The organism is Bacteroides fragilis (genome assembly GCF_019583405.1).
Lineage (GTDB): Bacteria > Bacteroidota > Bacteroidia > Bacteroidales > Bacteroidaceae > Bacteroides > Bacteroides fragilis_B.
Window position 1 is genome coordinate 13,597 of sequence record NZ_SZUU01000014.1, and the last position, 23,717, is coordinate 37,313.

At 36.1% G+C, this 23,717-nt stretch carries 28 protein-coding genes and 1 pseudogene; 5 read left to right on the forward strand and 24 right to left on the reverse strand.

Going from position 1 to position 23,717, the window contains the following annotated elements; all coding sequences use genetic code 11:
* Nucleotides 1-43: 43 nt before the first annotated feature.
* Both FDF36_RS20120 and FDF36_RS20125 read right to left on the reverse strand, forming a co-directional pair.
* Nucleotides 44-988: a DUF5712 family protein gene (locus tag FDF36_RS20120; protein WP_220392557.1), complete on the reverse strand. Its 945-nt coding sequence runs from the start codon at nt 986-988 to the stop codon at nt 44-46.
* A 1-nt stretch (nt 989) separates the two neighbouring features.
* Entirely contained in the window at nt 990-1,556 is a 567-nt protein-coding gene (locus FDF36_RS20125) for a BfmA/BtgA family mobilization protein (RefSeq protein WP_220392558.1), read from the reverse strand.
* A gap of 2,120 nt (nt 1,557-3,676) precedes the next feature.
* Here FDF36_RS20125 and FDF36_RS20130 point away from each other — a divergent pair.
* A complete protein-coding gene (locus FDF36_RS20130) occupies nt 3,677-5,032 on the forward strand; it encodes a replication initiation protein (RefSeq protein ID WP_220392559.1) in 1,356 nt (451 codons plus the stop codon).
* Nucleotides 5,022-5,378: a hypothetical protein gene (locus FDF36_RS20135; protein WP_220392560.1), complete on the forward strand. Its 357-nt coding sequence runs from the start codon at nt 5,022-5,024 to the stop codon at nt 5,376-5,378. Before FDF36_RS20130 ends, FDF36_RS20135 begins: the two co-directional genes overlap by 11 nt.
* Before the next feature lie 111 nt (nt 5,379-5,489).
* Here FDF36_RS20135 and FDF36_RS21380 read toward each other — a convergent pair.
* The 6 genes and pseudogenes from FDF36_RS21380 to FDF36_RS20160 form a co-directional block, all read right to left on the reverse strand.
* Nucleotides 5,490-5,609 (reverse strand): annotated as a pseudogene (locus FDF36_RS21380) (DUF3560 domain-containing protein); the annotation flags it as partial.
* A gap of 47 nt (nt 5,610-5,656) precedes the next feature.
* Nucleotides 5,657-5,959: a hypothetical protein gene (locus tag FDF36_RS20140; RefSeq protein ID WP_220392561.1), complete on the reverse strand. Its 303-nt coding sequence runs from the start codon at nt 5,957-5,959 to the stop codon at nt 5,657-5,659.
* A 778-nt stretch (nt 5,960-6,737) separates the two neighbouring features.
* The gene (locus tag FDF36_RS20145) at nt 6,738-7,217 is read right to left on the reverse strand and encodes a hypothetical protein (RefSeq protein WP_220392562.1); all 480 of its coding nucleotides are present in this window, start codon (nt 7,215-7,217) and stop codon (nt 6,738-6,740) included.
* Entirely contained in the window at nt 7,214-7,741 is a 528-nt protein-coding gene (locus tag FDF36_RS20150) for a hypothetical protein (protein WP_220392563.1), read from the reverse strand. Before FDF36_RS20150 ends, FDF36_RS20145 begins: the two co-directional genes overlap by 4 nt.
* A 185-nt stretch (nt 7,742-7,926) precedes the next feature.
* Nucleotides 7,927-8,943 (reverse strand): ArdC family protein, encoded by a 1,017-nt coding sequence (locus FDF36_RS20155; protein WP_220392564.1) that lies wholly within the window; start codon nt 8,941-8,943, stop codon nt 7,927-7,929.
* Nucleotides 8,944-9,065: 122 nt separating this feature from the next.
* Nucleotides 9,066-9,485 (reverse strand): hypothetical protein, encoded by a 420-nt coding sequence (locus tag FDF36_RS20160; protein ID WP_259281485.1) that lies wholly within the window; start codon nt 9,483-9,485, stop codon nt 9,066-9,068.
* Between the two features lie 834 nt (nt 9,486-10,319).
* Between FDF36_RS20160 and FDF36_RS20165 the strand changes: the two genes are divergently transcribed.
* Complete coding sequence (locus FDF36_RS20165; RefSeq protein ID WP_220392565.1) at nt 10,320-11,396, forward strand: IS110 family RNA-guided transposase; 1,077 nt, start codon at nt 10,320-10,322, stop codon at nt 11,394-11,396.
* Nucleotides 11,397-11,859: 463 nt separating this feature from the next.
* Nucleotides 11,860-12,153 carry a nucleotidyltransferase family protein gene (locus tag FDF36_RS20170; protein WP_220392566.1) on the forward strand — a complete coding sequence of 98 codons (294 nt, stop codon included), beginning with the start codon at nt 11,860-11,862 and terminating at the stop codon, nt 12,151-12,153.
* A 185-nt stretch (nt 12,154-12,338) separates the two neighbouring features.
* Here the strand turns inward: FDF36_RS20170 and FDF36_RS20175 are convergent, their stop codons facing one another.
* The 3 genes from FDF36_RS20175 to FDF36_RS20185 form a co-directional block, all read right to left on the reverse strand.
* A complete protein-coding gene (locus tag FDF36_RS20175; RefSeq protein ID WP_220392567.1) occupies nt 12,339-12,938 on the reverse strand; it encodes a recombinase family protein in 600 nt (199 codons plus the stop codon).
* 94 nt (nt 12,939-13,032) lie between these two features.
* Entirely contained in the window at nt 13,033-13,569 is a 537-nt protein-coding gene (locus FDF36_RS20180) for a hypothetical protein (protein WP_220392568.1), read from the reverse strand.
* 3 nt (nt 13,570-13,572) lie between these two features.
* Nucleotides 13,573-14,451: a virulence RhuM family protein gene (locus tag FDF36_RS20185; protein ID WP_220392569.1), complete on the reverse strand. Its 879-nt coding sequence runs from the start codon at nt 14,449-14,451 to the stop codon at nt 13,573-13,575.
* A 253-nt stretch (nt 14,452-14,704) separates the two neighbouring features.
* On the opposite strand from FDF36_RS20185, the gene FDF36_RS20190 reads away from it, so the two are divergent.
* Complete coding sequence (locus tag FDF36_RS20190; RefSeq protein ID WP_220392570.1) at nt 14,705-14,968, forward strand: hypothetical protein; 264 nt, start codon at nt 14,705-14,707, stop codon at nt 14,966-14,968.
* A 903-nt stretch (nt 14,969-15,871) separates the two neighbouring features.
* On the opposite strand, the gene FDF36_RS20195 is transcribed toward FDF36_RS20190, so the two are convergent.
* From FDF36_RS20195 to FDF36_RS20255, 13 genes are all read right to left on the reverse strand, one after another.
* Nucleotides 15,872-16,720, reverse strand: a complete 849-nt coding sequence (locus tag FDF36_RS20195; protein ID WP_220392571.1) for a hypothetical protein — start codon at nt 16,718-16,720, stop codon at nt 15,872-15,874.
* Between the two features lie 25 nt (nt 16,721-16,745).
* Entirely contained in the window at nt 16,746-17,081 is a 336-nt protein-coding gene (locus tag FDF36_RS20200) for a hypothetical protein (protein ID WP_220392572.1), read from the reverse strand.
* Between the two features lie 969 nt (nt 17,082-18,050).
* A complete protein-coding gene (locus tag FDF36_RS20205; protein ID WP_220392573.1) occupies nt 18,051-19,130 on the reverse strand; it encodes a toprim domain-containing protein in 1,080 nt (359 codons plus the stop codon).
* Nucleotides 19,131-19,236: 106 nt separating this feature from the next.
* Nucleotides 19,237-19,575: a hypothetical protein gene (locus FDF36_RS20210; protein ID WP_005812717.1), complete on the reverse strand. Its 339-nt coding sequence runs from the start codon at nt 19,573-19,575 to the stop codon at nt 19,237-19,239.
* A gap of 26 nt (nt 19,576-19,601) precedes the next feature.
* Nucleotides 19,602-19,868 (reverse strand): hypothetical protein, encoded by a 267-nt coding sequence (locus FDF36_RS20215; protein WP_220390748.1) that lies wholly within the window; start codon nt 19,866-19,868, stop codon nt 19,602-19,604.
* Nucleotides 19,869-20,072: 204 nt separating this feature from the next.
* On the reverse strand, nt 20,073-20,249 hold the full coding sequence (locus tag FDF36_RS20220; RefSeq protein WP_005811065.1) for a hypothetical protein: 177 nt from the start codon (nt 20,247-20,249) through the stop codon (nt 20,073-20,075).
* A 227-nt stretch (nt 20,250-20,476) separates the two neighbouring features.
* A complete protein-coding gene (locus FDF36_RS20225) occupies nt 20,477-20,818 on the reverse strand; it encodes a hypothetical protein (RefSeq protein WP_195335333.1) in 342 nt (113 codons plus the stop codon).
* A gap of 167 nt (nt 20,819-20,985) precedes the next feature.
* On the reverse strand, nt 20,986-21,195 hold the full coding sequence (locus FDF36_RS20230) for a hypothetical protein (RefSeq protein ID WP_005812713.1): 210 nt from the start codon (nt 21,193-21,195) through the stop codon (nt 20,986-20,988).
* Nucleotides 21,196-21,212: 17 nt separating this feature from the next.
* On the reverse strand, nt 21,213-22,313 hold the full coding sequence (locus tag FDF36_RS20235) for a DNA cytosine methyltransferase (protein ID WP_220392574.1): 1,101 nt from the start codon (nt 22,311-22,313) through the stop codon (nt 21,213-21,215).
* 298 nt (nt 22,314-22,611) lie between these two features.
* Complete coding sequence (locus FDF36_RS20240) at nt 22,612-22,758, reverse strand: hypothetical protein (RefSeq protein WP_220392593.1); 147 nt, start codon at nt 22,756-22,758, stop codon at nt 22,612-22,614.
* Nucleotides 22,759-22,761: 3 nt separating this feature from the next.
* On the reverse strand, nt 22,762-22,926 hold the full coding sequence (locus FDF36_RS20245; protein WP_220392594.1) for a hypothetical protein: 165 nt from the start codon (nt 22,924-22,926) through the stop codon (nt 22,762-22,764).
* A gap of 73 nt (nt 22,927-22,999) precedes the next feature.
* Complete coding sequence (locus tag FDF36_RS20250) at nt 23,000-23,155, reverse strand: hypothetical protein (protein WP_220392575.1); 156 nt, start codon at nt 23,153-23,155, stop codon at nt 23,000-23,002.
* A 22-nt stretch (nt 23,156-23,177) separates the two neighbouring features.
* Nucleotides 23,178-23,456 (reverse strand): hypothetical protein, encoded by a 279-nt coding sequence (locus tag FDF36_RS20255; RefSeq protein ID WP_220392576.1) that lies wholly within the window; start codon nt 23,454-23,456, stop codon nt 23,178-23,180.
* Nucleotides 23,457-23,717: the final 261 nt, after the last annotated feature.

Here is a 23,717-nt window from a genome sequence, read left to right on the forward strand (position 1 = left end):
ACCCATGAACGGGCTTTAGAGTCTGTTACTCAGCAATTAGTAGCTATATAACAGCATCATTCGTAGAAATAAGATCTTTCACCTTTGCTTTTAGAGAGCTCACAAGAAAGCTTTTAGGAGAAGAAACAAGAGTAGTAACTCTCTCAGCCTTATTAATCATATTCCTTTCATCACGAAATTGTCCCTGAAGTATTTCGTTCTTCAACTTAGCAGTAAGCTTATTCTTAATAGCTTGGGTCTGCGCATAACTCCTTTTATATACTTCTTGCCTTTGTGATCTATGATTTTGATACATCTCCCTAAATAATAGCCCACAATTGGATTTCCAATCCTCATGATTAAAGCCACGGGTTACTTGCTGTCCGTTAAGTTCCCATGAATTTCCACGGCTTTGAGCAAGTGGAGATAAAGAAACAGTTTGTGTTAAATCATTTCTTGAAACAACAACATGCACATGTAGATTTAAACCTGGCTTTTCATCACCAGTATGCGCTACTCCCTGCTGTACTAATTCATCTGTATACTTATATTCTCTTTTGGTTTCAATCATAGCAAAATAGACAAGATCCTCCCCTGATCGGATTTTGTTTCTATGGAAATTTTGAGCATACAAATCCATTGCTCTCCTGGTATAAATACGCAATTCCTCAAAAACTTTTTCTTGATCTTCTTTAGACAATTGAGAAAATTCAGACACATCATTTCTACCAGTACATTTTTCTATAATAGTTTTACATTCTAATTGTGATGGATTCAAAGATAACATATAAAATTTATCATCAGATTTTTTAAGTTTCTTGATATTGTTATCTATTGTTTGCATCACTTCTGAAGCCGATACTATATTAGATTTATGTGAAAAGAAAGAGTGTCTGTCGGCTTCTTTAAGCTCTTCGTTTTCTTTATCCAAGTAATCAATTAGACGGCTACAGCTACCCTTATTATTACGTCCCGGAGTATCTTTCGGTCGATGAACTTGCGCAAACATATCACTTATTTTTTATATCAATATAGCGTTTCTTATACGCATCAATGGTAAATGAAGATATATATAAATCACCAGATCCTGATTTAGACTGATAATTATTTTTAGAAAGTAAGGCATCCAAGAGTTCTTCATATAATTTGGATTTATCAACTTTTAACGAAGGAGATAAAGCCGCTTTTTCTAGTCGAGTAATAGTATTCCTGGCTTCAATCAACTGCTTTTTAAAACTCTCATTTTGGTCTATTACAGCTTGTAGTTCCTGTATGGTTACACCTTCTACAACAGCATTACTCTTGTCATCAATAGCACCGGCACCTAGTGATCTGACTCCTTTTAATATAGGATTAATCTTTTCTCTTTCTATATTTTTTATTATCTGTATTGAGGCATCAATACGATCAAAGATTTTATTCCAAGGACAAATTTGTATAGATGTCGGGTCAATTCCAGTAGCATCGAAGTATGAAATAAGTGAGGATACATAATCCTGTACAGTCATATTTCCTCTCAATTGGTTAATCCTGTCTTTTAATGCAGGGGTAACAGCTATAGTGGTATATTTCGGCATAATATATTCATTTTTATATCATATAAATCTTTGATACAAAGATAGTTTATTTATAATTAATAGGTATACTTTATAACATGTATTATAATATAAAAATATAAATAACTGACTATTACGCTTTTGCGTAATAAAGATTCCGCTTTGCGTAATCCCTGCTTGCTCCTTCCACTCTCTTTGAGAGCTCTTCAAGAGCTATCAAAGGCCAAAAGCATTTCTAACCCAACGAAGATGGGATAGAAATGTCCGACGATAGGGGAGAGTGGGGGAGGAGGAGCCAATTACAAGGAACGAGACTAGGAATAGGCTACTGCACCAGCAAGCAAAATACATATTATGAATATTGTAAAAATAATCATATAAAAATATTAGGCTGTAAGTTCAAATATGATGTTCTTCTTCCATCAACAACATTGTACAGCCACTTTTCTTATCACGATTATAATACAAGAACGCAAAAGTCTCAAGCTGACAGAAATCTTGGAAAACATATTTCTTCAATAAAATATGCTAAAATATTAATTATGGTATTGCATCTATTTTATCGTAGAAAGTAATTGTAAAAATTATCAAAAGAAGTTGAATGTGTTGTTTATACATTCTAAGCATATATCCTATCAATCAAGTTCATGGGATGAGTGTTTTAAAACTTTACGTATGTTTTGATAGCAAGTTCCTTGTTAAAGATCACCATCAGAATCATTATATTTTCAGTTAGCGATTTTTTTCAACCTAAATATTGAGTGAACTCAATATTTCAATTCTGACACATCAAATATATACAGTAAAAAAACGGTATAAAATAATAAATTCAGAATAATATCTTATAGAAATATTATTTTTCTATTATTATACATTATTACTTCAATGTACCTATACAAAAAAATATCGAAAAATATATATAAAATAAAGTCTGAAAAATAATAGAAACAATTCCAGTTTATTTTATAATTACTTCCTAATGGCCTGCTCTCGTATAAGAAGGATCCATTAATTATAATATAAAAAATAATGCAATGATTAATATAGTCGTATTCTTCAAATTGAAGAAAAAGTAATTTCGCCCCAACCGTTTCCTCCATCTTATATAATAAGTAAATAAAAATCTTTTATTATTATAAATATAGTAGAATTGCTCTATCAAAATAAAAATTGTTTTTTATGAAATCTGAGTCAGTCAAAGTTGTGAAAGAACAACCAGTTATTTACTATCTGATCAGAAACCGGCCTAATTTAAGCCTTTCTTTAGAAAGCGACCGGAGATGTAGAGGAGACCCCGATAAGGCTTAAAAACGAAGAAAAAGCGGCTTAGAGGCCGTCCTATTTTTCCGGATATTCCCATTTTTTGAGACTTTTTTTCTCCCTTTTGTTTGTTTTATAGTTGATTTTGTTAGTCGGTACATTTATTGATGGCGATAGTCGGTACATTTATTGATGGCGATAGTCGGTACATTTGTTGAAAGCATCAGCAGGACATTTATTTTTTTATTGCTTATGATTTTTAATTGATTTATTATTTGATTTTTGTCTTTTCTAGCTTTTTTTCTAGCTGAAGAATATTTGTATGCTTCTATTTTCCGAGCTTGTAATATATTGATTTACAGTGATTTTGGAGGGTATTAAATACCAATTTGTGAAAGATTTAAGGGTATTAAATACCAATTTGTCGAAAATAAATGCTGATTAAATACCAATTTGTGAAGGATTAAATACCAATTTGTGAAAAACAAAAAGGATTAAATACCAATTTGTGAAGGATTAAATACCAATTTGTGAAAAATAAACTTTCAGATTGTAAGGAGCAATATTAAATACCAATTTGTGAAACAGCTTTAGACGGGGGGAGGAATATTAAATACCAATTTGTGAAGAATTTAATTTTAAAATTGAAAGTATCAAAAAATAAAAAAGGTAAAATACGAGTATTATTTTTAACTGGTTTTTAACTATCACTAATAGAAATTAAAGCATAAAAAAAATACTCTTACAAGCTTTATAGCGCATAATATTTCTATTATATGCCACCTGTGTCATTAATAAAAGCCATTGATAAATCAAAAAAAATGGCATTAAATTGCATTTTTTCAATTATAATTTTTATCTTTGTGGCAAAGATTTGATAAATGGACATGGAAAAAGCTTCTACTAGGAACAAAGAAAAGAAAGTCACGACTATACGTTTGAAAAGTCCTTTGAAACAGACGAACTTCTTAACCGAAGCACGTCAGTATCTATCGCCAAACGTATATCGCAGCATAAAGTTTATCGTAAACAGGATTACATCTGAGGGGTTAGATTTGACCCCCTATATTGAACGCCAAGAAACCTTAAAACTTATTATTCCCATAACTGAGATAAAAAAAGAATATCCGACTAACCAGTATGAACGGGATCTGAAAGATGCTGCTCAATGGCTAAATGCCACAAACGTTCACTACAATACTCCTAACGGCTGGGTATTTACCCATTTGATAGGTGAAGCGCATTTTGATAAAAAAGTAGGGATGACAGTTTATATAAATCCTGGTGCACTTCAATTATATCACGTTCGCTCTGAAGAATTTACTTTATTGGACTTCAAAGCTTCAATGGTGATAAAGAGTAAAGCAGCTGCCTTTTTTTATGATAAATGCTGCATGTGGAGATCCAGAAGAAAATTTGAATATATTCCAGATAAATTGCGTGAGGATTTGAATTTATCTTATCCCAATTCACGTTTGAAGCAGCGAATAATAGCTCCTGCAAAAGAAGAATTAGAAAGTTTATATAATGCTGGAATCATTGATGTCCATTTTGATTGTGAAGAAATCAAAGAGGGGCGTGGTCAAGGTGGTGAAGTTAAAAAGTGGATATTCAGAGTACGTACTTGCAGTTCTACTGATAATACAATCGAAATCATGGATCGTTTAACTTATCAGAAAGACATTTTAAGTCAACTGCAAAATTACTTGCCTGCTAATATACAAAGTATCTCTTCTCAAATAGAGAAGTTTTCGACAGATAGATTGCTTGACTTAAAAGAACGAATAGATTATTTCGTTAATAAAGAAGTTCCGGCAAATACAATTCGGGATCATAGATCCTATGTTTTCATATTCTTAAAAGAAGAGTTCGGTATCAATCCAAACTTAGTACCTAAAAGATCTCAAAGAGGACGACCTAAAAAACAACAGGAAAAAGCGATTCCAGATGGAGGAGACCTCTTTATTCCTGAACAATGGAAGACTATGCTATCTCTTCTAAAAGAAAAAATCAGCGAAGAAGAGTATAGTATCTGGTTCCATCCTGATAATTTTCAATTTAAAGATTTTGATGGAAAATCCCTGATAATAATAATACCATCATTATTTTATCATGAAACGCTTGAAAGTAGATATTTGGAAGTTCTAAAGACCGCTATCCATACAGCCTTTGGCAATTCTACGCAATTATCATACGTCATTCTAGACACAATAAAAAAGAGAAAAGATGCAGAATAAAAGACGTAAAAAAACAGAAAAAAATCAGCTTATAAGCAATATTCAAATGGAATATCCAAAAGGTAAAATAAATCGAGAGGGAGTAATTATATTAAGAAAATTAGAAGAAGAAATAAAAAACAAGGATAATCAGTTGATATGGCAAGAAATTCCCAATTCTGACATAGAGGAGTTCATGGCACGTGGATATACCTTTGCAGATGCTCAAATGGTATACAAATCATTTGGTTTTGAAGATCTCCAATTAAATAATGGGAAATACATGGTGTGTATCACGACAAAAAACGCATTGAAATTATATAATGAAATGAAAGCGAAAGAAGAAGTAAAAGAAAATCCTATATGAAAGGCAGAGTATACCAGTGCGGCTTTTAGATCACCGCACTGGAGTAAAGATCATGCTGTATAATTTATGATCTGACCACTAAAATTACAGATGATATCATCATATTCATTCTATGCATTCGTTCTCCTTACCATACTTGGTGGTAACTAAGATTTCTTCACCTCTTTCGTGCTTCTCTTCGCACTTTGCCAAAAATACGTTCGGTGCAAACTTGTAATATGTGTTCGTTATTCTTATATATTTGTGCAGGGATTTCTCCCTGCTGATTAAACTTATTATTAAAAATCACAAGCATGTGTGTATTGGTTTTTAAGTCCCTCCAAGGCTTTTTCCGTGACCAGGTACGCATATCGTTCGTTGCTACCAATACGTTTGATGGAGCGTGTTTCCTTGAGAACAACAGGCTTATTGAAAACAATTTCATATCTGTCACCACAGTTTGTTATCAGGAAATCTACAGAACGTTTGTACTTATCCAGTTCTGTTTCTCTGTATTCACCTTTAGGAATAAAAGGTTTGTCTGGGTCGTTTACAAAATACGCCTCTACTACTACATTGCCGTTTACATCATATACTTTCATAATCGTATTATTTTAATTTATTTCAAACTTAATGCTCGTTTAGATTTTGAGACCAATCTTTTTTAGATCGTATTTTTGTCTCTGTTCGTCGGACGACTTTTTTTTTAAAATCCACTTATGCCCTTATTGAGTTTATCGACCTGATCTTTTCAGCCATATCAAGTAGGAGATAGGATCTGCAAGACTGAAGTGAAAAATACTACCCGCAGGGCTGGAGATTTTTCTCTTCACCCTTGGGCTCGGCCTTGCAGATGCGTACATCTCCGGAAATTCCTTTGCTGACAAGATCCAGGCCGATTCAATAAGGGTATAAGTACCGCTTTGAGGAGTCCGACATCAGGAACAGAGATAAAAATACGAATAGCACAAAGTCCGCTCTCCTGGAACGAAGAGGAAGGGTCAGAAGGGTAAGAAATGTGTCCTTTCTAAACCATAAGACAATCAAACAAAAGGGGAGAAAGGACGACCGATGAAAGGGTGGTGGGTAAAGTCCCGCTCAAAGATCTTCAAAACAGGGCGGGTGAGAAATGGGCTATAGGAGTGTATAAAAGAATGGTAGTAATCCGTTAGGAGATTGCCGATGAAAAGCATCGGTAACCTCCTAACGGGTTTTCTATTCTTACACTCCTTTTGAGATTCGTTTTAGCCACAGGATAATATGAATCTCAAAATAGCCTACCGATAAATGGGTGGGAAATGGAATGGACAGATACAAAACTAAATAGACTTATAAAAGACCGACACACTTCTTCAGGCCATTCAAGTACTTTATTCCATATCAAACGAAACGTTTTTTTAAAGCGATAATAGGATTTATCATCGTCTTGTACATTTCCAAGGATTCACCCATAAGTTCACACCGGATCAGATGTATCAGCCTCTCATCGGCCGGATCTGTCGGCTGTGGTCTGTTATCCTTCCCCATCTTGATTTGTTCCTCCAGTTCGGCCACTAAAATATACTGGAGTACGAAGACATCAACCTCCGTATCTACTTCTACAGCTACTTGACTGTATAATTTCCTATATTCCGGCCAACGGTCAGTATTATAAATATTCTCCTCGATATAGGCGTTTATCTGTGGAGTGGTGACCGTCGCCTCCATTTCCATACCGGAAAGCCTGCGGATTACTTCTATTTTAAGCCTTTTCCCAGTAAATTTCCTCTTTGGTCTTAGCCTGTACTGCGGCATTTCCTCTAAGGAAATAAATGGCTCTTTAACTCCATTTCTACGGTAAATGAAATATTCTACTATCATCTTTCAGGCGTGTTCAGAGCGTAATTTGCCAAACTTTCCTTGTCCTCCCGGTTCGCTATCATCCAGAACTGCGACCAGTGTAAGGCGTTCCCGTACCCATCGATCCCTTTCTTTCTGATCGCTTGCTGCCCCTTGTCGCTGATCTGTCGAACCTCCGTAAGCGAATTATTATTTCCGAAAAGGGCATACCTCCTAAACGCCTCCGTTTCAAACGGGTATATATCAAATCTCCTTTTGCCCTGGACGATCTGGGCGATCAGCCGGCTATCGTAATCCGGATATTTATCCGGTTCGACCTCTATTCCCAGACCCTCAAGCAGCCACCTATTTACATCGCTGTCCGTCCCTAAATAGAACTGAAAGAAATCACCGCCATAACTCCTATACTTGCCTAAAATATGCTGGTACATTTCCATCTTGACTTTCCCGTAAATGCAGTTCTCGACAAACTGCTCACTGATCCGGTCTTCCACGACCATCGCTGAAACGAGATCGACGATCCTTATAAATCTTTCCTTATCCATACAATTATCTGTTTAAGTTTCACAATATATATCTATCCGATCAAAAAACGCCTATTCAAGACAATGAAAGCAAAACAAAATATAGCGACAAAGCGTTTTTTGGTTCTTTTTGGGGCGAGTGCCAAAAAGAACTCACCCCCAAAAGACTATCCCCCTTTCGGGGGATCTTTCTTTTTCCGCTGCCCTTATGCCACGTTTTCCGCTTCACTTTCGGCCGGTTCTTCGCTTTCTATAAGAATATTCAGTTTCCCGGCTATCATCTTAACTATTTTCATTGCGTCGGCCAGTACATTTAAAATAAACTTGGGTTCTTCTTTAATGGCAATAATCCAATTTTTCAGATATGCTGCATTTTCGGGACGTATATGTTCGGCAACCCCCAAAAACATACCTGCCAATGCTGCGGAAAACTCGGCCGTTAGTTCTTCCTTGCCGTACTTCTCCGAACCGAACGGATTCGCAAGATCTCGGTTCAGTCGGGTAGGGTGCCCGGTTGAATGTGCCATTTCATGCAAAAGGGTTTCATAAAAGCTCTCCGAATTTACGAACTGAGAGCGCAAAGGTAGTACAATATAATCAGCCAAAGGAGAATAGAAAGCCTGATTGCCCTCCTGCTCCCGTATCGGACAAAACCAGCTTTTCGCTTCCAACATGGCATCTATTACGGGGTTAGCCTCTCCCGTTGTCCCGCCGATCTGCTCTACCTGTCTCCCTCTGAACTTCTCCCTTAACACTTCCCATTCTTCCGGCCTCACGTCCGAAAAATTGGTCTGATCCAGGTTAAAGACCGAGTAATATTTGTACGTCGGAATAACGTTGTATTCCTGTTGCTGCTCTCGGCTTAACACCTTGTATTCCTCAAAAGTTATTTTCTTGTGTGTTTCCTTGTGGTACACATAAAAAAGGAAGTAATAGACCGGAAAGGATTTCGATCCTTTCAGAACAGAGATCCCAGCCTCTTTCACCTGATTGAATGTCAGAAATACGGGTGTCTGGTATTGGAATTTCTCACAAAGGAAAAGGAGCAAAAAGGCATTTCCTCCAGCGTACCTTCTTCCTGTAAGATTCTGCGGAAAAAAATTGCGTGTATTCGCTGCAATGGTGATCCAGGGCTTTTGCCAGTTATTCTCTACCTGCTGAATCTTCTCAATCATCAAATTTGCAAACTGTTGTGCAGCCTTATCAAAATAATCAGTTTTCATAACTACGTCCCCCTTTCTTTATCCTGGTGGGTGAACCAGTTCTAAAAGTTCTTATCTGCTTTTCTATACTACTAAGATAGTACATTTTTTTGAAACAAGCAAATACTTGATCCAAAATCATATCACTTATTTTCAAACCAATATATTTCTATTACAACAAAGTCTTCACCACCAAATTCACACAAAGATTTCAAGTCAATGACACTGTTACAATAGAAGAAAATATCATCATCTTCGTCAGGATTAGTATCAGAAGATAATTGTATCTTAACATTTTCCCGCTCATTCGTATCTTTCCACACAATACCACAAATAGCATATAGCGGTTCTTTACTATGATGAGCCACAAACTTCACAAATTCTTGATCAATTTCTGCCTTTACTTCATCTGTATCAGTTAGACAAACTCTTATTTTACAATCTTCACACCAACCAGAATAAAAAGACTCTTCAATGTAATCTTGAAACACTTTGGTATTAGGATTGACCATGGCTTTACAGTAAACATTTGTTCCACCACATTTTGTACATATTATACTCATTTTCTATTGTTTTAATTTGTTTCAAACTTAATGCTCGTTTAGATTTTGAGACCAATCTTTTTTTAGATCGTATTTTTGTCTCTGTTCGTCGGACGACTTTTTTTTAAAATTCACTTATGCCCTTATTGAGTTTATCGACCTGATCTTTTCAGCCATATCAAGTAGGAGATAGGATCTGCAAGACTGAAGTGAAAAATACTACCCGCAGGGCTGGAGATTTTTCTCTTCACCCTTGGGCTCGGCCTTGCAGATGCGTACATCTCCGGAAATTCCTTTGCTGACAAGATCCAGGCCGATTCAATAAGGGTATAAGTACCGCTTTGAGGAGTCCGACATCAGGAACAGAGATAAAAATACGAATAGCACAAAGTCCGCTCTCCTGGAACGAAGAGGAAGGGTCAAAAAGGGTGAGAAATGTGTCCTTTCTAAACCATAAGACAATCAAACAAAAGGGGAGAAAGGACGACCGATAAGAGGGTGGTGGGTAAAGTCCCGTTCAACATGCTATACTTCTATATACAGCAAAGTTGAGAGCTGATCGATATTAGCTAATTGGAATTACTCCTAAAACTTAAACCGCAATACAATAGTTTCAAAAAAAGATGGAGGAGGATATAAGTATAATCCTCTTTTTGTTATCTTTGACAGAGTATAGTTACTATGTTTGTAAACGTTGAGAATCATTGCTCGTCGGGACGGATGGTTCGTCCCCTTGCCGTTGGGCGCTCTCCGACTGATGATTAGGTTTTAAAAAGAATAGGCGTAATAATTGAATTACTAAATTTGTATAATTGAGAGTTTAACAAATTATTCGTAATCAAACCTATTACACCTATGGTACAAAGTAAAGGAATAAATTTCGATGGACAAAACATCTATATCGGAATTGACGTGCATCTGAAGACTTGGAACGTGACGATTATCACCCAATCGGGTTATAAAAAGAAACATTCCCAAAAGTCTTCCGCCAAAGAGCTCTTTGAACATTTGAAGAAACATTATCCTAACGGCATTTACCAAGCGGTCTATGAATCGGGATTCAGCGGTTTTTCCACTTATTACGCATTAGAGGATTATGGGATTGAGTGTATGGTTATTCATGCGGCTGACGTTCCTACCACCCAGTACGAGAATGTGATGAAATCCGATCCTGTGGATTCTGAGAAACTTGCCAAGGCATTGAAAGCCGGTACGCTTACAGGAATTTACGTTCGCCAAAAGGAGAACTTGGACAATCGCAGTGTTGTACGCATACGCAAAACCCTAAAACAGCAACTTGCAGGATACAAATCCCGGGTGAAGCATTTGCTTTATAACCATGGCGTTCAGCTTCCGGCGTGTTTTGATAGTTCTAATACCCATTGGTCTAAACGTTTTATGTCCTGGCTTCGTGAAGATGTGGTTTTACTATCTTCCGGTCGGTTAGGTCTTGATCTGCTATTGGATCAGGTTGAGCTCTTCCGGAAGAGCCTTCTTAAAGCCAATCGCCTGCTTCGTCAATTAGCAAAGGATCCTATTTATGCAGAACGTTATTCCCTTCTTATATCTATTCCCGGTATAGGTGTGAATACGGCGATGTGCCTGCTCACGGAAATAGATGATATCTCCCGTTTCAATAACCAACGGGAATTTGCCTCTTACCTGGGGCTTATTCCAACGAGTCATAGCAGTGGGGAGAAATCCTGCAATGGGGAGAAAACATTTAGGGGAAATAAAAAAATCGGTCCCATGTTGGTAGAAAGCGCTTGGGTAATTATACGATATGACCGTGTAATGTCCGCTGCCTATGGGGAGTATTGTAAACGGATGAAACCACAGGAAGCTATTATACGTGTCGCACGTAGATTATCAAACAGGGTCTTGAGCGTTCTAAAATCAGGTAAAGAATACCAATATGATAAATGCTGTTAGCGTGACATTTAAAAGCCTTATGGACAAATTTCAATTAGACGACTCCTTTTTCATTTCTGATGAGCTTTAGGGCTGCATCTTAGAATAGTTTGTTGCGTCTAACCTTTTAGTCTGAAGAAGTAAATTGTTGCTTGACTTAAGTTCAAGTCAACTCATAGAAGTTTGTCTATAAAGGCCTTTTATTAGCAAGGGATAAATGCACAAGGGAAAATGTCGCTTTATGCCATTGATAACCGAGCTAAACGCTTCGGATAGAGGGATATTGTTTCTTTAAAAACAGAAGAAGATAGATAAATCATTGATTTATAGAGTTAATAACAAATAAAAAGTATTCAATTATTAGGAATACAACATAGAAGAAATGAGATTCATTTCCTCCCAAATCCTTTAAGATAGTTTTAGGCGAAAGAGCAAAGTAATAAACATACATTAGATGTGTATCTAACGTTTAAGCTAAAAAGAGATGAAAACAAAAGAAGAATATATTGTTATGCTTAAGAAGTTCAAAGAGGAGCATGCTTCCAGATACGGCATCCGTTCTATCGGAATTTTTGGTTCGGTAGCTCGTGGAGAGAATCGACAGGATAGTGATGTGGATGTATTTGTTGATTTGGAAGAGGCAGATCCTTTTGTCATGTTTGATATTCGTGAAGCACTACAATCTTTATTTGGCTGTAAAGTCGATTTGGTTCGATTAAGACAAGGCTTACGTAGTTCACTACTCAAAATAATAGAAAAAGAAGGAATCCCTGTTTAATATAAAAAATACACATTTAAAATATTGAACTCCTTTTGGAATGCAGATACGTTACAATTAAGATTAGTAGATACCCAAGTTTGAAAAAGATCTCCTGATTTTTAACAGTTAAAATACATAACAGAACAAAAAGGGAAGGTACATTGTGATCTGGATATTCTCACAATAGACTCCTCACTCAAAGTTCACTTCCTTTTTGATTTTGATCGAGAAGGTGATATCCCTTTTAGAGCTAAGAAACGATAGATAGTTTCATAACTGCCAATTCCTAATGCTTTCTTAATGGAGCTAACAGAACTGCCGGCTAAATACAATTTAGCGCAGCTATCCACTTTCTCGGTATTTTTATTATTAACCTTCTTAGGAGGACGACCAAATTTTATTCCTTTCTCCTTTGCTATCCGTCGGCCATCCTTACAACGCTCAACGATGATATCCCTTTCAAATTGGGCACATGCTCCGATTATATTAGCCATCAACTCACCGGCCGGACCCACAGTGCTGATATTGTCTTTCAATGAAACAAAAGCAATATCGTTTTTCTTTAAACGATCAATAGTCCATAGTATACTCCGTAATGATCGGCCGAGTCGATCCAATTTATATACGACAAAGACATCACCTTTGCGAAGGTGATCCAAACACTTCTCCAGTTCCGGACGTTTATCTGCCACACCGGAAATCTTTTCTTTAAAGATCAATTCACACCCACTTTGTTCCAAAGCTTGGATTTGTAAATCCAAATTCTGTTCTCGTGTGGAAACACGAGCATATCCTATCTTCATAATTGCTATGAGTCAATGTTATAAATCAACTAAAATTTCTCAAATTTGATAGCACTAAAGAGGCATTTTACAGAATTTACCTATATAGATGCTATCAATCATCTTCATTAACAGCCTGGACAATATCTTGAAAAGCTAACATAAATTCTCTATTCAGCTTCTTCAAATGTTCATATTTGGCTTCCTTGGTCTTAGCCGATTCAATAATTTCCTTGGTGATTTGATTCCACCGGGGAAACTCTCTAATTAAATATTTTAATGTTTCACTGGCTGTTTTCTTACCAATACTTTTTTTTAAACGATTTAGAGCTTGCGACTCTTCCGCATTAAGTCGTAAGGTAATTACCGAAACTTTTTTGCTAAGTTCACCTTTATCACTTAAAGTAATTATCCATGTTCGGTTATCCTTTTTCTCGATATCCTTCACTATCCTGAGCACAGATGCAAGTTCCCCTTGCTTTCCACCGGCAATTTCGATAATAGCTCCCACTTCAAAAGTTGGTTCTTTATCAACTCTTACAGTATTGCTCTCATATTTGCTTATACAGCACCACTCTTCCATGCCAATACATATTCTCTCCCGTAGCTCTTCCACCGGTTGATTTATTTTCTGTATATGTATAGTTCCCATAGATCAAATTTCTAGTGAGTTTATGATAACGCTGGCAGGCATATTCATCTTGGTGAAAGCAAAAAGCTTTTTCCCCAGATCCTTCAAAGAGGCTCCGATATGATACACTTCGGTTTCGTCTATAATAATGAAACGGTCATGTGCATTAGCATAAGTCCTGATGTTAATAGGAGGATATTGATCATTATATTTATCCAGATCAAGTTGTAATTGTGAGGTAATTCTCCCTGTGAAAATGGTAGCTGAAGCACTGGAATTTCTCTTGGCCAACATCAGCAATACACTTTCATCAATATAATTATCTATCAGCAGAAGAGATTTATTAGCGGAACGAATCAGATTGTTCGCAAATACATAAGCATCAAAGATCTGCCCATTAAAAAAGACACCTTCCACCGGAGGCAATGAAGTTCGGACGAAAAAGTCAACCTTGCTTGCCAACTCTTTCAGTTCCCGGTCATGGGCGATAAACTTAGAATCCATTTTGTTTTCCAGGTGCTCTATACGTTGACTTATGGAATAGCCTTTAAGCATATAATCTTTCAAGATACCAGTAGCCCATTGACGAAACCTAACGCCTCGTTTACTTGACACTCTATATCCAACAGATATAATCATATCCAAATTATAGAAATCAATATTTCTATTAACATTTCTATTTCCTTCTTTTCGAACTACTCGAATTTTTCGAGTAGTTGAATTTACTTCCAATTCTCCTATATTATATATCTCTTTTATATGGTATGTTATAGTATTCTCTTTTACATCAAAGAGCTCTGCCATCTGTCCTTGTGACAGCCATACCGTCTCATCTTCTAACCGTACTTCCAACTTTACAAGTTCATCCGGCTGATATAATATTATCTCTCCTTGTTCCTCCATAATTACGATATTATTATTTTCCTGCAAAGATAATAAATCGAAAATAAAAAGTTCTATTTCCCCTATGGTTTTTCTTAATAGTTTTACCTTACGGTTTATTTATAATTAAAGTTCTAAATAGTATCGGATTTTAAATGCTATTTATAAACAACGATGTCGAAACGATTTGTGCCATTATCTAAAAAATATATGTAACAACGAAAGTTTCTTTCGTCGTTACCCGCTTACAGTTGTGATTTTAAGAGCTAAATATATGAAAAATAATATTTTATTTATAGCAACCTTGGAGTTATGTAGTATGATAATTATCATAGGGTTTATTTATTTCTATTATTGTGGAGAAGCTGTTTTCAAAGTTATGACTTCTGCCATACCGGTAATATTCCTGGTTTTGCAAGTGCTTTGCACAAAAAAATCCACTATTGATTCTAATAATGATATGGAAAAAACACAAAGTATAGAAAAACGACCTGCCCAAAGTAACATAGCAAAGAAAAAGAAGAAACGTAAAAAATAGATGCCTTATACCCAAGTGAACTACAAGTCCATTCTTTGAGAGATGGGGTACGTAAAGTAGTACAAGAATTAATAGCAAATACATGAACAATATAAAGTTGAGATCTGCATCGTACATCTCCGGAAATACCTTTGCTGACAAGATCCAGGCCGATTCAATAAGGGTATAAGTACCGCTTTGAGGAGTCCGACATCAGGAACAGAGATAAAAATACGAATAGCACAAACTCCGCTCTCCTGGAACGAAGAGGAAGGGTCAAAAAGGGTGAGAAATGTGTCCTTTCTAAACCATAAGACAATCAAACAAAAGGGGAGAAAGGACAACCGATGAAAGGGTGGTGGGTAAAGTCCCGTTCAAAGATCTTCAAAACAATGCAGGTGAGAAATGGGTTAGAGGAGTGTATAAAAGAATGGTGATAATCCGCTAAGAGATTGCCGATGAAAAGCATCGGTAACCTCTTAACGGTTTTCTATTCTTACACTCCTTTTGAGGTTCGTTTTAGCCATAGGATAATATGAATCTCAAAATAGCCTACCGATAAAAGGAAGGAAAGTTACCTATAACTCACCTGAGTATGAAAAAGAGAGTTAACCAGTGTGTCTCCTGAATCATGGTTCTGGCAATAAATGGTCCACAAAGTACAGGATAAATACTTGAGACAATACCAAGCACATACCTGAACATAGTAACAAGACGGAAACTACCCAAGAGATTCCTACTAAAAATTCTTAGAAAAAAGGACTCCTAATGTCACAGCAATCAATACTGTAACCAGAACCCTCACAAGAAAACATACGATCCGAAATAATCCCTTAATAATACAGAACAATACCTGTAACATAAAAATAAGTAATCTCATATCTACCTCCTTCCATCTTTCCATGGAGTAATTTAAAATCTAACTTAATCTGTACAGAATCCAGCTTGACATCCCGAACCTGTTCCAAAAAAGAAATCGGTTTGAATAGGTAACCGTTCTATTTCTCTCAAAGAATATCTATCCTTAAAAGTGTTACCCATCATATCTTCCATAATTGTTGCCCACCACATTATCGGCTTTGAAGTTTCAAAGTTTTTTCGCAACTGGGCTTCCGGTTTCCAAAAGCAGTTCAAACAGTTCGAATCTTCAGGGAAATCAAGATTCCTACCTTCCCAATATTTCTTAATGTGAAAGTGAGTTATCCTATCCTCAATTAAGGGAAATTCACCAACTCTCCACTCAATCTCTTTCCACCGTTGCACCCACCGTAACGATTTATCCCGCCATTCGCATTTGTACGCAAACTTAAAAAGATTATTTAATCGTTTCGCTCTTTCTAATTCATCATATCGATATCCAATTCTCATACTGACAGGAAGATCATGATACTTGAAAAGGAACTCAAATATCGGTTGCATCTTAAGGACTGTCGTACAGATACGCTTGGTTCTGTTGGGAATACAATGGTATCCACTTATCATTTCCTCCCAACCCATTCCCCTCAACCAAATAATTTCCCTACCGATAATTTGTTCAAGATCAAACATCACCTTCAATATTTTAGGATCTTCAGAGGTAGCCACAAACTCAGGCATATGGCTACAATATTTTTGCAATCGATCATTTGCCATTTGCATTAACTTTCTATCAATATCTCTCCCTGCATTATGGCAGTCTATACAACAAAGAGCAAAAACCTCAATATCAGCCGGATAATGAACAGCAATATATGAAGATGTTTTCCCTCCAGACAGGCTATTTACCGTTTTCATAATTAATCCCTTTCTATTGATGTTATTAGAATGTTGACAATTTAAGCGTATCAAGCATATTCTCATATACTATAGACAACCAATCAAGATTCTGGCAAGCGAAATCATAACCATACAAGACGGCCGTGAAGCCTGTTTCTTCATCCTCCACATACAAACAGACGCCATTCTCATCAAAAGAAACCTTCTTAACGGGAGAATCATATATATTACCTGCGTTGTCAAACCAGATAACATAGCACAAATCTTCCGGAGCATTCAACAGCTCCAGTTCTTTCAAATCATGTTCTTTTAAAAGATTAATAATACCATTCACAATCTCCCTACGCAATTCATACACTCTTTGTTCATAATCTTTCATAATGCTCTTTTTTTTATTACCATTCATACTCTTTTTAAACTTAATGCTCGTTTAGATTTTGAGACCAATCTTTTTTAGATCGTATTTTTGTCTCTGTTCGTCGGACGACTTTTTTTTTAAAATCCACTTATGCCCTTATTGAGTTTATCGACCTGATCTTTTCAGCCATATCAAGTAGGAGATAGGATCTGCAAGACTGAAGTGAAAAATACTACCCGCAGGGCTGGAGATTTTTCTCTTCACCCTTGGGCTCGGCCTTGCAGATGCGTACATCTCCGGAAATTCCTTTGCTGACAAGATCCAGGCCGATTCAATAAGGGTATAAGTACCGCTTTGAGGAGTCCGACATCAGGAACAGAGATAAAAATACGAATAGCACAAAGTCCGCTCTCCTGGAACGAAGAGGAAGGGTCAGAAGGGTAAGAAATGTGTCCTTTCTAAACCATAAGACAATCAAACAAAAGGGGAGAAAGGACGACCGATGAAAGGGTGGTGGGTAAAGTCCCGCTCAAAGATCTTCAAAACAGGGCGGGTGAGAAATGGGCTATAGGAGTGTATAAAAGAATGGTAGTAATCCGTTAGGAGATTGCCGATGAAAAGCATCGGTAACCTCCTAACGGGTTTTCTATTCTTACACTCCTTTTGAGATTCGTTTTAGCCACAGGATAATATGAATCTCAAAATAGCCTACCGATAAATGGGTGGGAAACGGAATGGCCAACTACAAAGCTAAATAGCCTGACCGGTGAACTACCGCTAAACTGAAGATTTAGGGGTTTCCAAATGTGATTCCCTATAAAGGAATTTGGCTTGAAACAAGCCCTATCCCTGGAGTGAGGAAAAGTTAGGCATATGGAGAAACCAACTGTGGACGAACGGTGCTTGCACCCTAAGAAACAGTTTTTCCGTGAATCAGAAAAAGAGGATGATTTCATCCGATGCTCTTTCCTTTAGGCGTGGGTATTTCACTTAGTTACACAAAACGTCGTTCCAATCTTTGTAGGGTAGTTGCGGTTTTACGATATAATAAGGAACCTTATGTTCTTTAAAAAAAGATTTGGAAGAAAATTCACCCTGAGCATACACAGTCTTAACTTTATTAATTTCAATCGTTACATTAGGCTTCAAATGATATGCTTTCCAATCTTGTTTTAAAAGCGAAGCAGCTGCTATAACATCATATACATTACCGGGATCATCATTATCGAAGCAAAAATAGGGTACTCCATTTGAATATAAATTCATAGATCCCACAATCTGCATTTGTGACACATATCCCCCACAAGCAACAAAGGCAGATGTGGACAGATCTAATTTTTTTTGAAATAGCTGAATAAAACTCATTAAGTCAATAGAACTTTCAAAAAAGAAAACTTTAGTAACCTTTGCAGGATCTTCTTGCCAACATGCGATAAAAACTGCTTCTCTTTTATTACCTCCCGCTGGAAATCCCTTGTAATTATAATTACGCAATTCTAGGTTTACAAATTCACTCTGACCGGGAATTACAAAAGGAAATGCCACATTATAATAACTATGATTTTTATATTTAGCAAGATAGATGAATGGGAGAAATAGACTCAAAGTTTCACTACTAATCTTTCTTTTCTTAGTTAGAAAAGAAAGATTTTCTATAGATCCTGGAATTAATTCATAATCGCTCAAATTAAAAGGAACGTAATCTTTAAAAACAACTTGATTATCCATTGAGTTTCTATTACCAACAACAGGGGTACCACTCATATAACGAGAAAGGATTTCGTTTACAGCCGCATAGTCTCTTAAATGAGAAGGGTAAGTAAACATATCAAGCCGGTTCAAAACAAACTGGATTAGCCCGCCACCATCTCCCCTTCTTGAAATATAAGTTTGGATAGCGGAATACTTGGGATTACGTATGATAATTTCATCTATTTTTTGCTCTCCACGATATAAACGATATTGTGGAGTCCGAAGCCCACATCTAGCCTCTATTGTATAGCCTATATCTGTAGCCACATCAATAATACTTATGTGGTTCTTATAATCTTCAAACTTATATTTATACATAATCTAAAATAGATAAATCAATACTTGATGGATATGCTCTCTTCTTACCTGAGCGAACTAACTTCCGAAGTATAACAATAGAATTTTCACTCATATTTGAATAGAATCAAAACCACCCGATACGAGTGATATTTCTATCCTTCTCATTCATCCACTGCTTATAAGAAGGATAATGTTTTTCCTCCAGTTTATCCATGAATGAGCTATTGGGAACTTTGCCTTTCAATTCCTCCCATAACTCCATTTGTTCATCGGTCATGTTCTCAATGTTAGTGATGACGTTCTCATACCCGTTGTCATACTTTTCATCGACACAAAATATTTTATCTGTATCTACGTATGAGGTTTTACGGTCATAATTCTCATACTTCACTACATTTGCACCCTTATTTATCTTTTTAAGAATGCTAATACCTAACTTTACAGAGTCTTTGTCTAATGCCATAATATTGTTCCTTTCTGTACTTGTTATTAGCTATTCATTGTTTTCCATTTCATTGCCACTTTCTGCATTTCATCAAGTATCCCTTCTGAAAATGCGTGCCAATCTTCTTTATAAGTTTTAGTACAAAACAGTGGAACCGGGGAATCATTCAAATAAAAATCAATCCATGAATACCCCTTTACGCTATCATAATTGCTTCTTCTATATCTAAGTATAGGACGAAGTTCTCCTGATAGATAAGATTTTTTGTCCTTATCCAAAGCTTCTATTAGTAGTTCTTTCCTTTTATTCATTGTCGTTTCTTATACAATCCTCGTACGCCCTTATAGATTTATCACCCGTTTCAATAATATACGTAATAACAGTTTCATTATTATTGCCCCAAATTTGAAAACTCTTAATACTTCCATGATAATAGCCTACATCCTCTTTGAAGAACTTTACTTTATCACCTACATTAAACTTTGTATTTATATTCATATCTTAATTGTTATTAATCAATCTGCATCATATTCTACATCAATTATTTCTTCGGACTGATAAGCCACTGGCAATGTCATATCTTTCCGTAACATCCGCCACATATAGGTAATAGCGGTTTCCTCATCATCGGCATATACTTCCCGTATTCCGGAGTATGAACCGTAATAATATCTTATAGTGTATTTATTCATTTCTGTACTGTTTTACGTTAATTACTAAAGATGAACTTGAATTCACCGCTTAACTGTTATCTCTAAATTTAGGTATTTAAGAACCCTTTCTATGTCTGGTAGTGGGAAAGATCTTTGTCCTTTTAAGAACTTATTAAAGTTTATATAGTCAACCTCATTGTCAAGAGAGCACTTTCTCTGAGAAATTTTACGCTCTTTTAGTTGATTAATAATAGCTTCCCGAATCATCAAGAAGCTATTTTATACTTGTTTTCAATTTCTGACTTTATGCGCCTCATTTCTGTTCGTATTTCTTCTGCTCTTTGAGTGAATATATCTATATTATAATATTCCTCTTGTAACTCCTTAACGGCTTCATTATACTCTGCCTGAATCTGAAAGTATCTTTCTCTCTTTGCCTTTGTTGCATCTGCAACAATAGAACTTCCGTAATACCCATGTTTTTTAGCGCAAGTACTTCCATAATATTGTATGCCCGATGATGTTTCAAATGCATAAGTTCCTTTAAGTTCTGATTTTCCACAACATCCGCATTGGGTTATCTCTTCTGTAAATCCTAATAGTCTCATAATCTTGTATTCTAAATTGTTATTATTCTTATTTCAGTATCACAAATATAGTCATATATGACTATAAAAACAAATAAAACCACAATTATTTTTCAAGAAAATGAAAGATTTAACATTTAAACAGTAAATCCAATAATTCAAGGCGGTTTACCTCATTACTGTACTATTTACTTTAAATTATCCTTGTACTCTGTGAGTAATTCTCTCGTTTTATCAGACATTATTTCTGTTTTAAGAATACCCTCAATCTCTTTCTTTTCAACGCCAGCAGCTTTGAGTTGCGCATTTGCTGTCACGTCAAAGTCACGTTGTATTTGCGCTAATTCATCCGTATAGGATAAAAAGCAGTTCCACCATCCTTTATCGAATTGCTTCATTTCTTATCAGTTTTGGATCATTTTCCTAAAAATAAATTTCTCAACATAGCATTATCAACATCTACTTGTGTATCAATAAGAGTACCTAATCCTGGCAGATGAACTATTCCTCCTCTTATAGGATTAGTTAGACTGTAATTACAGTGGTGACAAGTTTTCCGTTCTTGCAAGTTGTATTTCAGACATGAGGGGCAAATAACATAACCATCTTTTCTATTATATCCGTATGGATGTATGACAGCGTTTTTCCCTTTTATTCCCCATTGCTCTCCGGCTTGTATTGGCGGCAATTCTCCTATAGCTTCTATCGTTTGAATCCAAGGCAAACCGTCTTTCCCATATTCTTTATCAATACTGAAGTTTTGCCAATGCTTCATTTCTTTTCTATGGGCCAGAAATATTACCCTTTTACGCCTTTGCGGAACTCCATAATCAGCAGCATCATGTACTTGATAATTCATCTCATAACCTGCTTCATCAAAAGCCTCGCGAATCCAACGTACGAAAGGGCCCTCTTGCTCTCCTTTTTTCTTTCCAAGTGATAACAAACCCGGCACATTCTCCATAAAAACGACTTCCGGCTTACACACCTTGGCATAGTGAATATAACGCAAGGGTAATTGGTTTCTTTTGTCATATTCGCTTCTGGAAGTGTTAGCAGTACTAAAGCCTTGACATGGTGGACCGCCAGCAAATATCCGGATGTCTCCAGGACGAATACCAATTATATCCATCCATTCTTCAGGTTCTAAATCCAAGATACTCCATAAGAAGAGATTCAAGCATGGCATTGGTTCAGATACGGACAACCAATTATCCGGAACTCCATTTTTGAAAAGCCAATTCCCGGTAGTACCATTTCCCATATATTTCGTGAACTTTTTCATTTGCTTTGGAGTAGATGTTTCTGGAACATATAAATGGCTCCAACCTTTATAGCAGAGATTATACCAATATGTGGATATAGCTTCATGGGAAATGTCCATAGCAGAGATACATTTAAGTCCGGCTTGAATGAACCCCAACGATAAACCACCACAGCCACAGAAAAAATCCGCAAAGGTATGAGACATATCTGGAAACATTATGTCTGCCTGAGCTGTTTGCTTTTTAGTCATATTCTATTCAGTTTCTATCTCTGGTACAAAGCAGGTATGTACCATAAACGAAAGGAAAACATATACTCAGTAAAAGGAATATCCGGCTCCCCACGGAAGGGGGGGAGGACAGGATCTCTGCTCTTTCGGCAAAGACACAAAGGACTATCGCTCCATATACCAAATGAGTTATTCCCAATGCTTTACGGCTCATAATCATCCTATTGATTATTTTATAAAAGAGGCTGTTTTCCTTTCCTTGAGGTATGCTCTTTTTTTTGTCAAAATCTTGTTGGTTCATTCTTTTTATAGTTATACGTTAATACCTTGTTTCCTGTAATATTCTGCATCTTTTCTCTTTTTGCTCTTCGATTTTTAGATCGAGTTTAACAATACGATTAACGAGCCTTTCCCGCTTGGCTTCAAGTTCTTCCAGCTTGGCAGCCTGTTTTGTAATTAGTCTCATTCTTTAGTTCCCTTCTGATTTGTTATTCTTATCATCTGTCATTTTATCTTTATTTTTTCTCAGTGGAGTATCCCAAAACCAAGAGATAATAAAAATAACTCCCATACTCCACCATATTGTGGATGGCCATTGTTTTATTGTATCTATAATTCCTTGTATTGTTTCCATATCATACCTTATTTTCTATTTATCAAATTCTTTCAGGAACCGGGCTACAGCTGTCACCATCGGAAATATCCCATTAATGTTTCTCTCCTACGTCTTTATCTTTCTGTCCTAATTGTTTGTGGCGTGAAGCATAAAGAGGGGCTATCACTATAAGCATACATGCAATTCCTAATACAATGCAGGATAATAGCCGGATCAGGTAATCTGCTTTTTCTAAATAATCTTCCATATCACATAGGTTTTAAGTTGATTTAGTGATCATTACCTATCATATCTTTTCTGATAAGTTCAGCTTCGATAGAAGATAATTTTGGCAATTTAACCATATCAACACATTCTTTCTGAAAAGCAATAACATCTTCAATAAGCATCTGCCAATCAAAAAGAAATTCTTCACTACACCCGTGTTTTCGATAAATATCTTGTGCTGCCTTTAATATTTCCACAGCACAGATATCTGTTCCCTGAAATACTACCGCCGGAATTTCGTTATTCAAGCAGGAGTTAAGTAACTTACGCTGATCTTTCATTGTTTCTTTGTATTTTCGTTAAACATTCCTCTAATTTTTTTGTATACTGGTTACGTAAAAATTCTAATTTTTGAGATGCAAAACTACCATCATAAGTCCTGTATGTAAAAGAGGCTTTCACGTGATAGTTATACAAATTGATAATTCTTCTATGCAACCATCTCAAATATTGATAATCTTTCTGTCTTTTCATTACGATTACTTTTTGTTAGTTATTTCAAACTTAATGCTCGTTTAGATTTTGAGACCAATCTTTTTTAG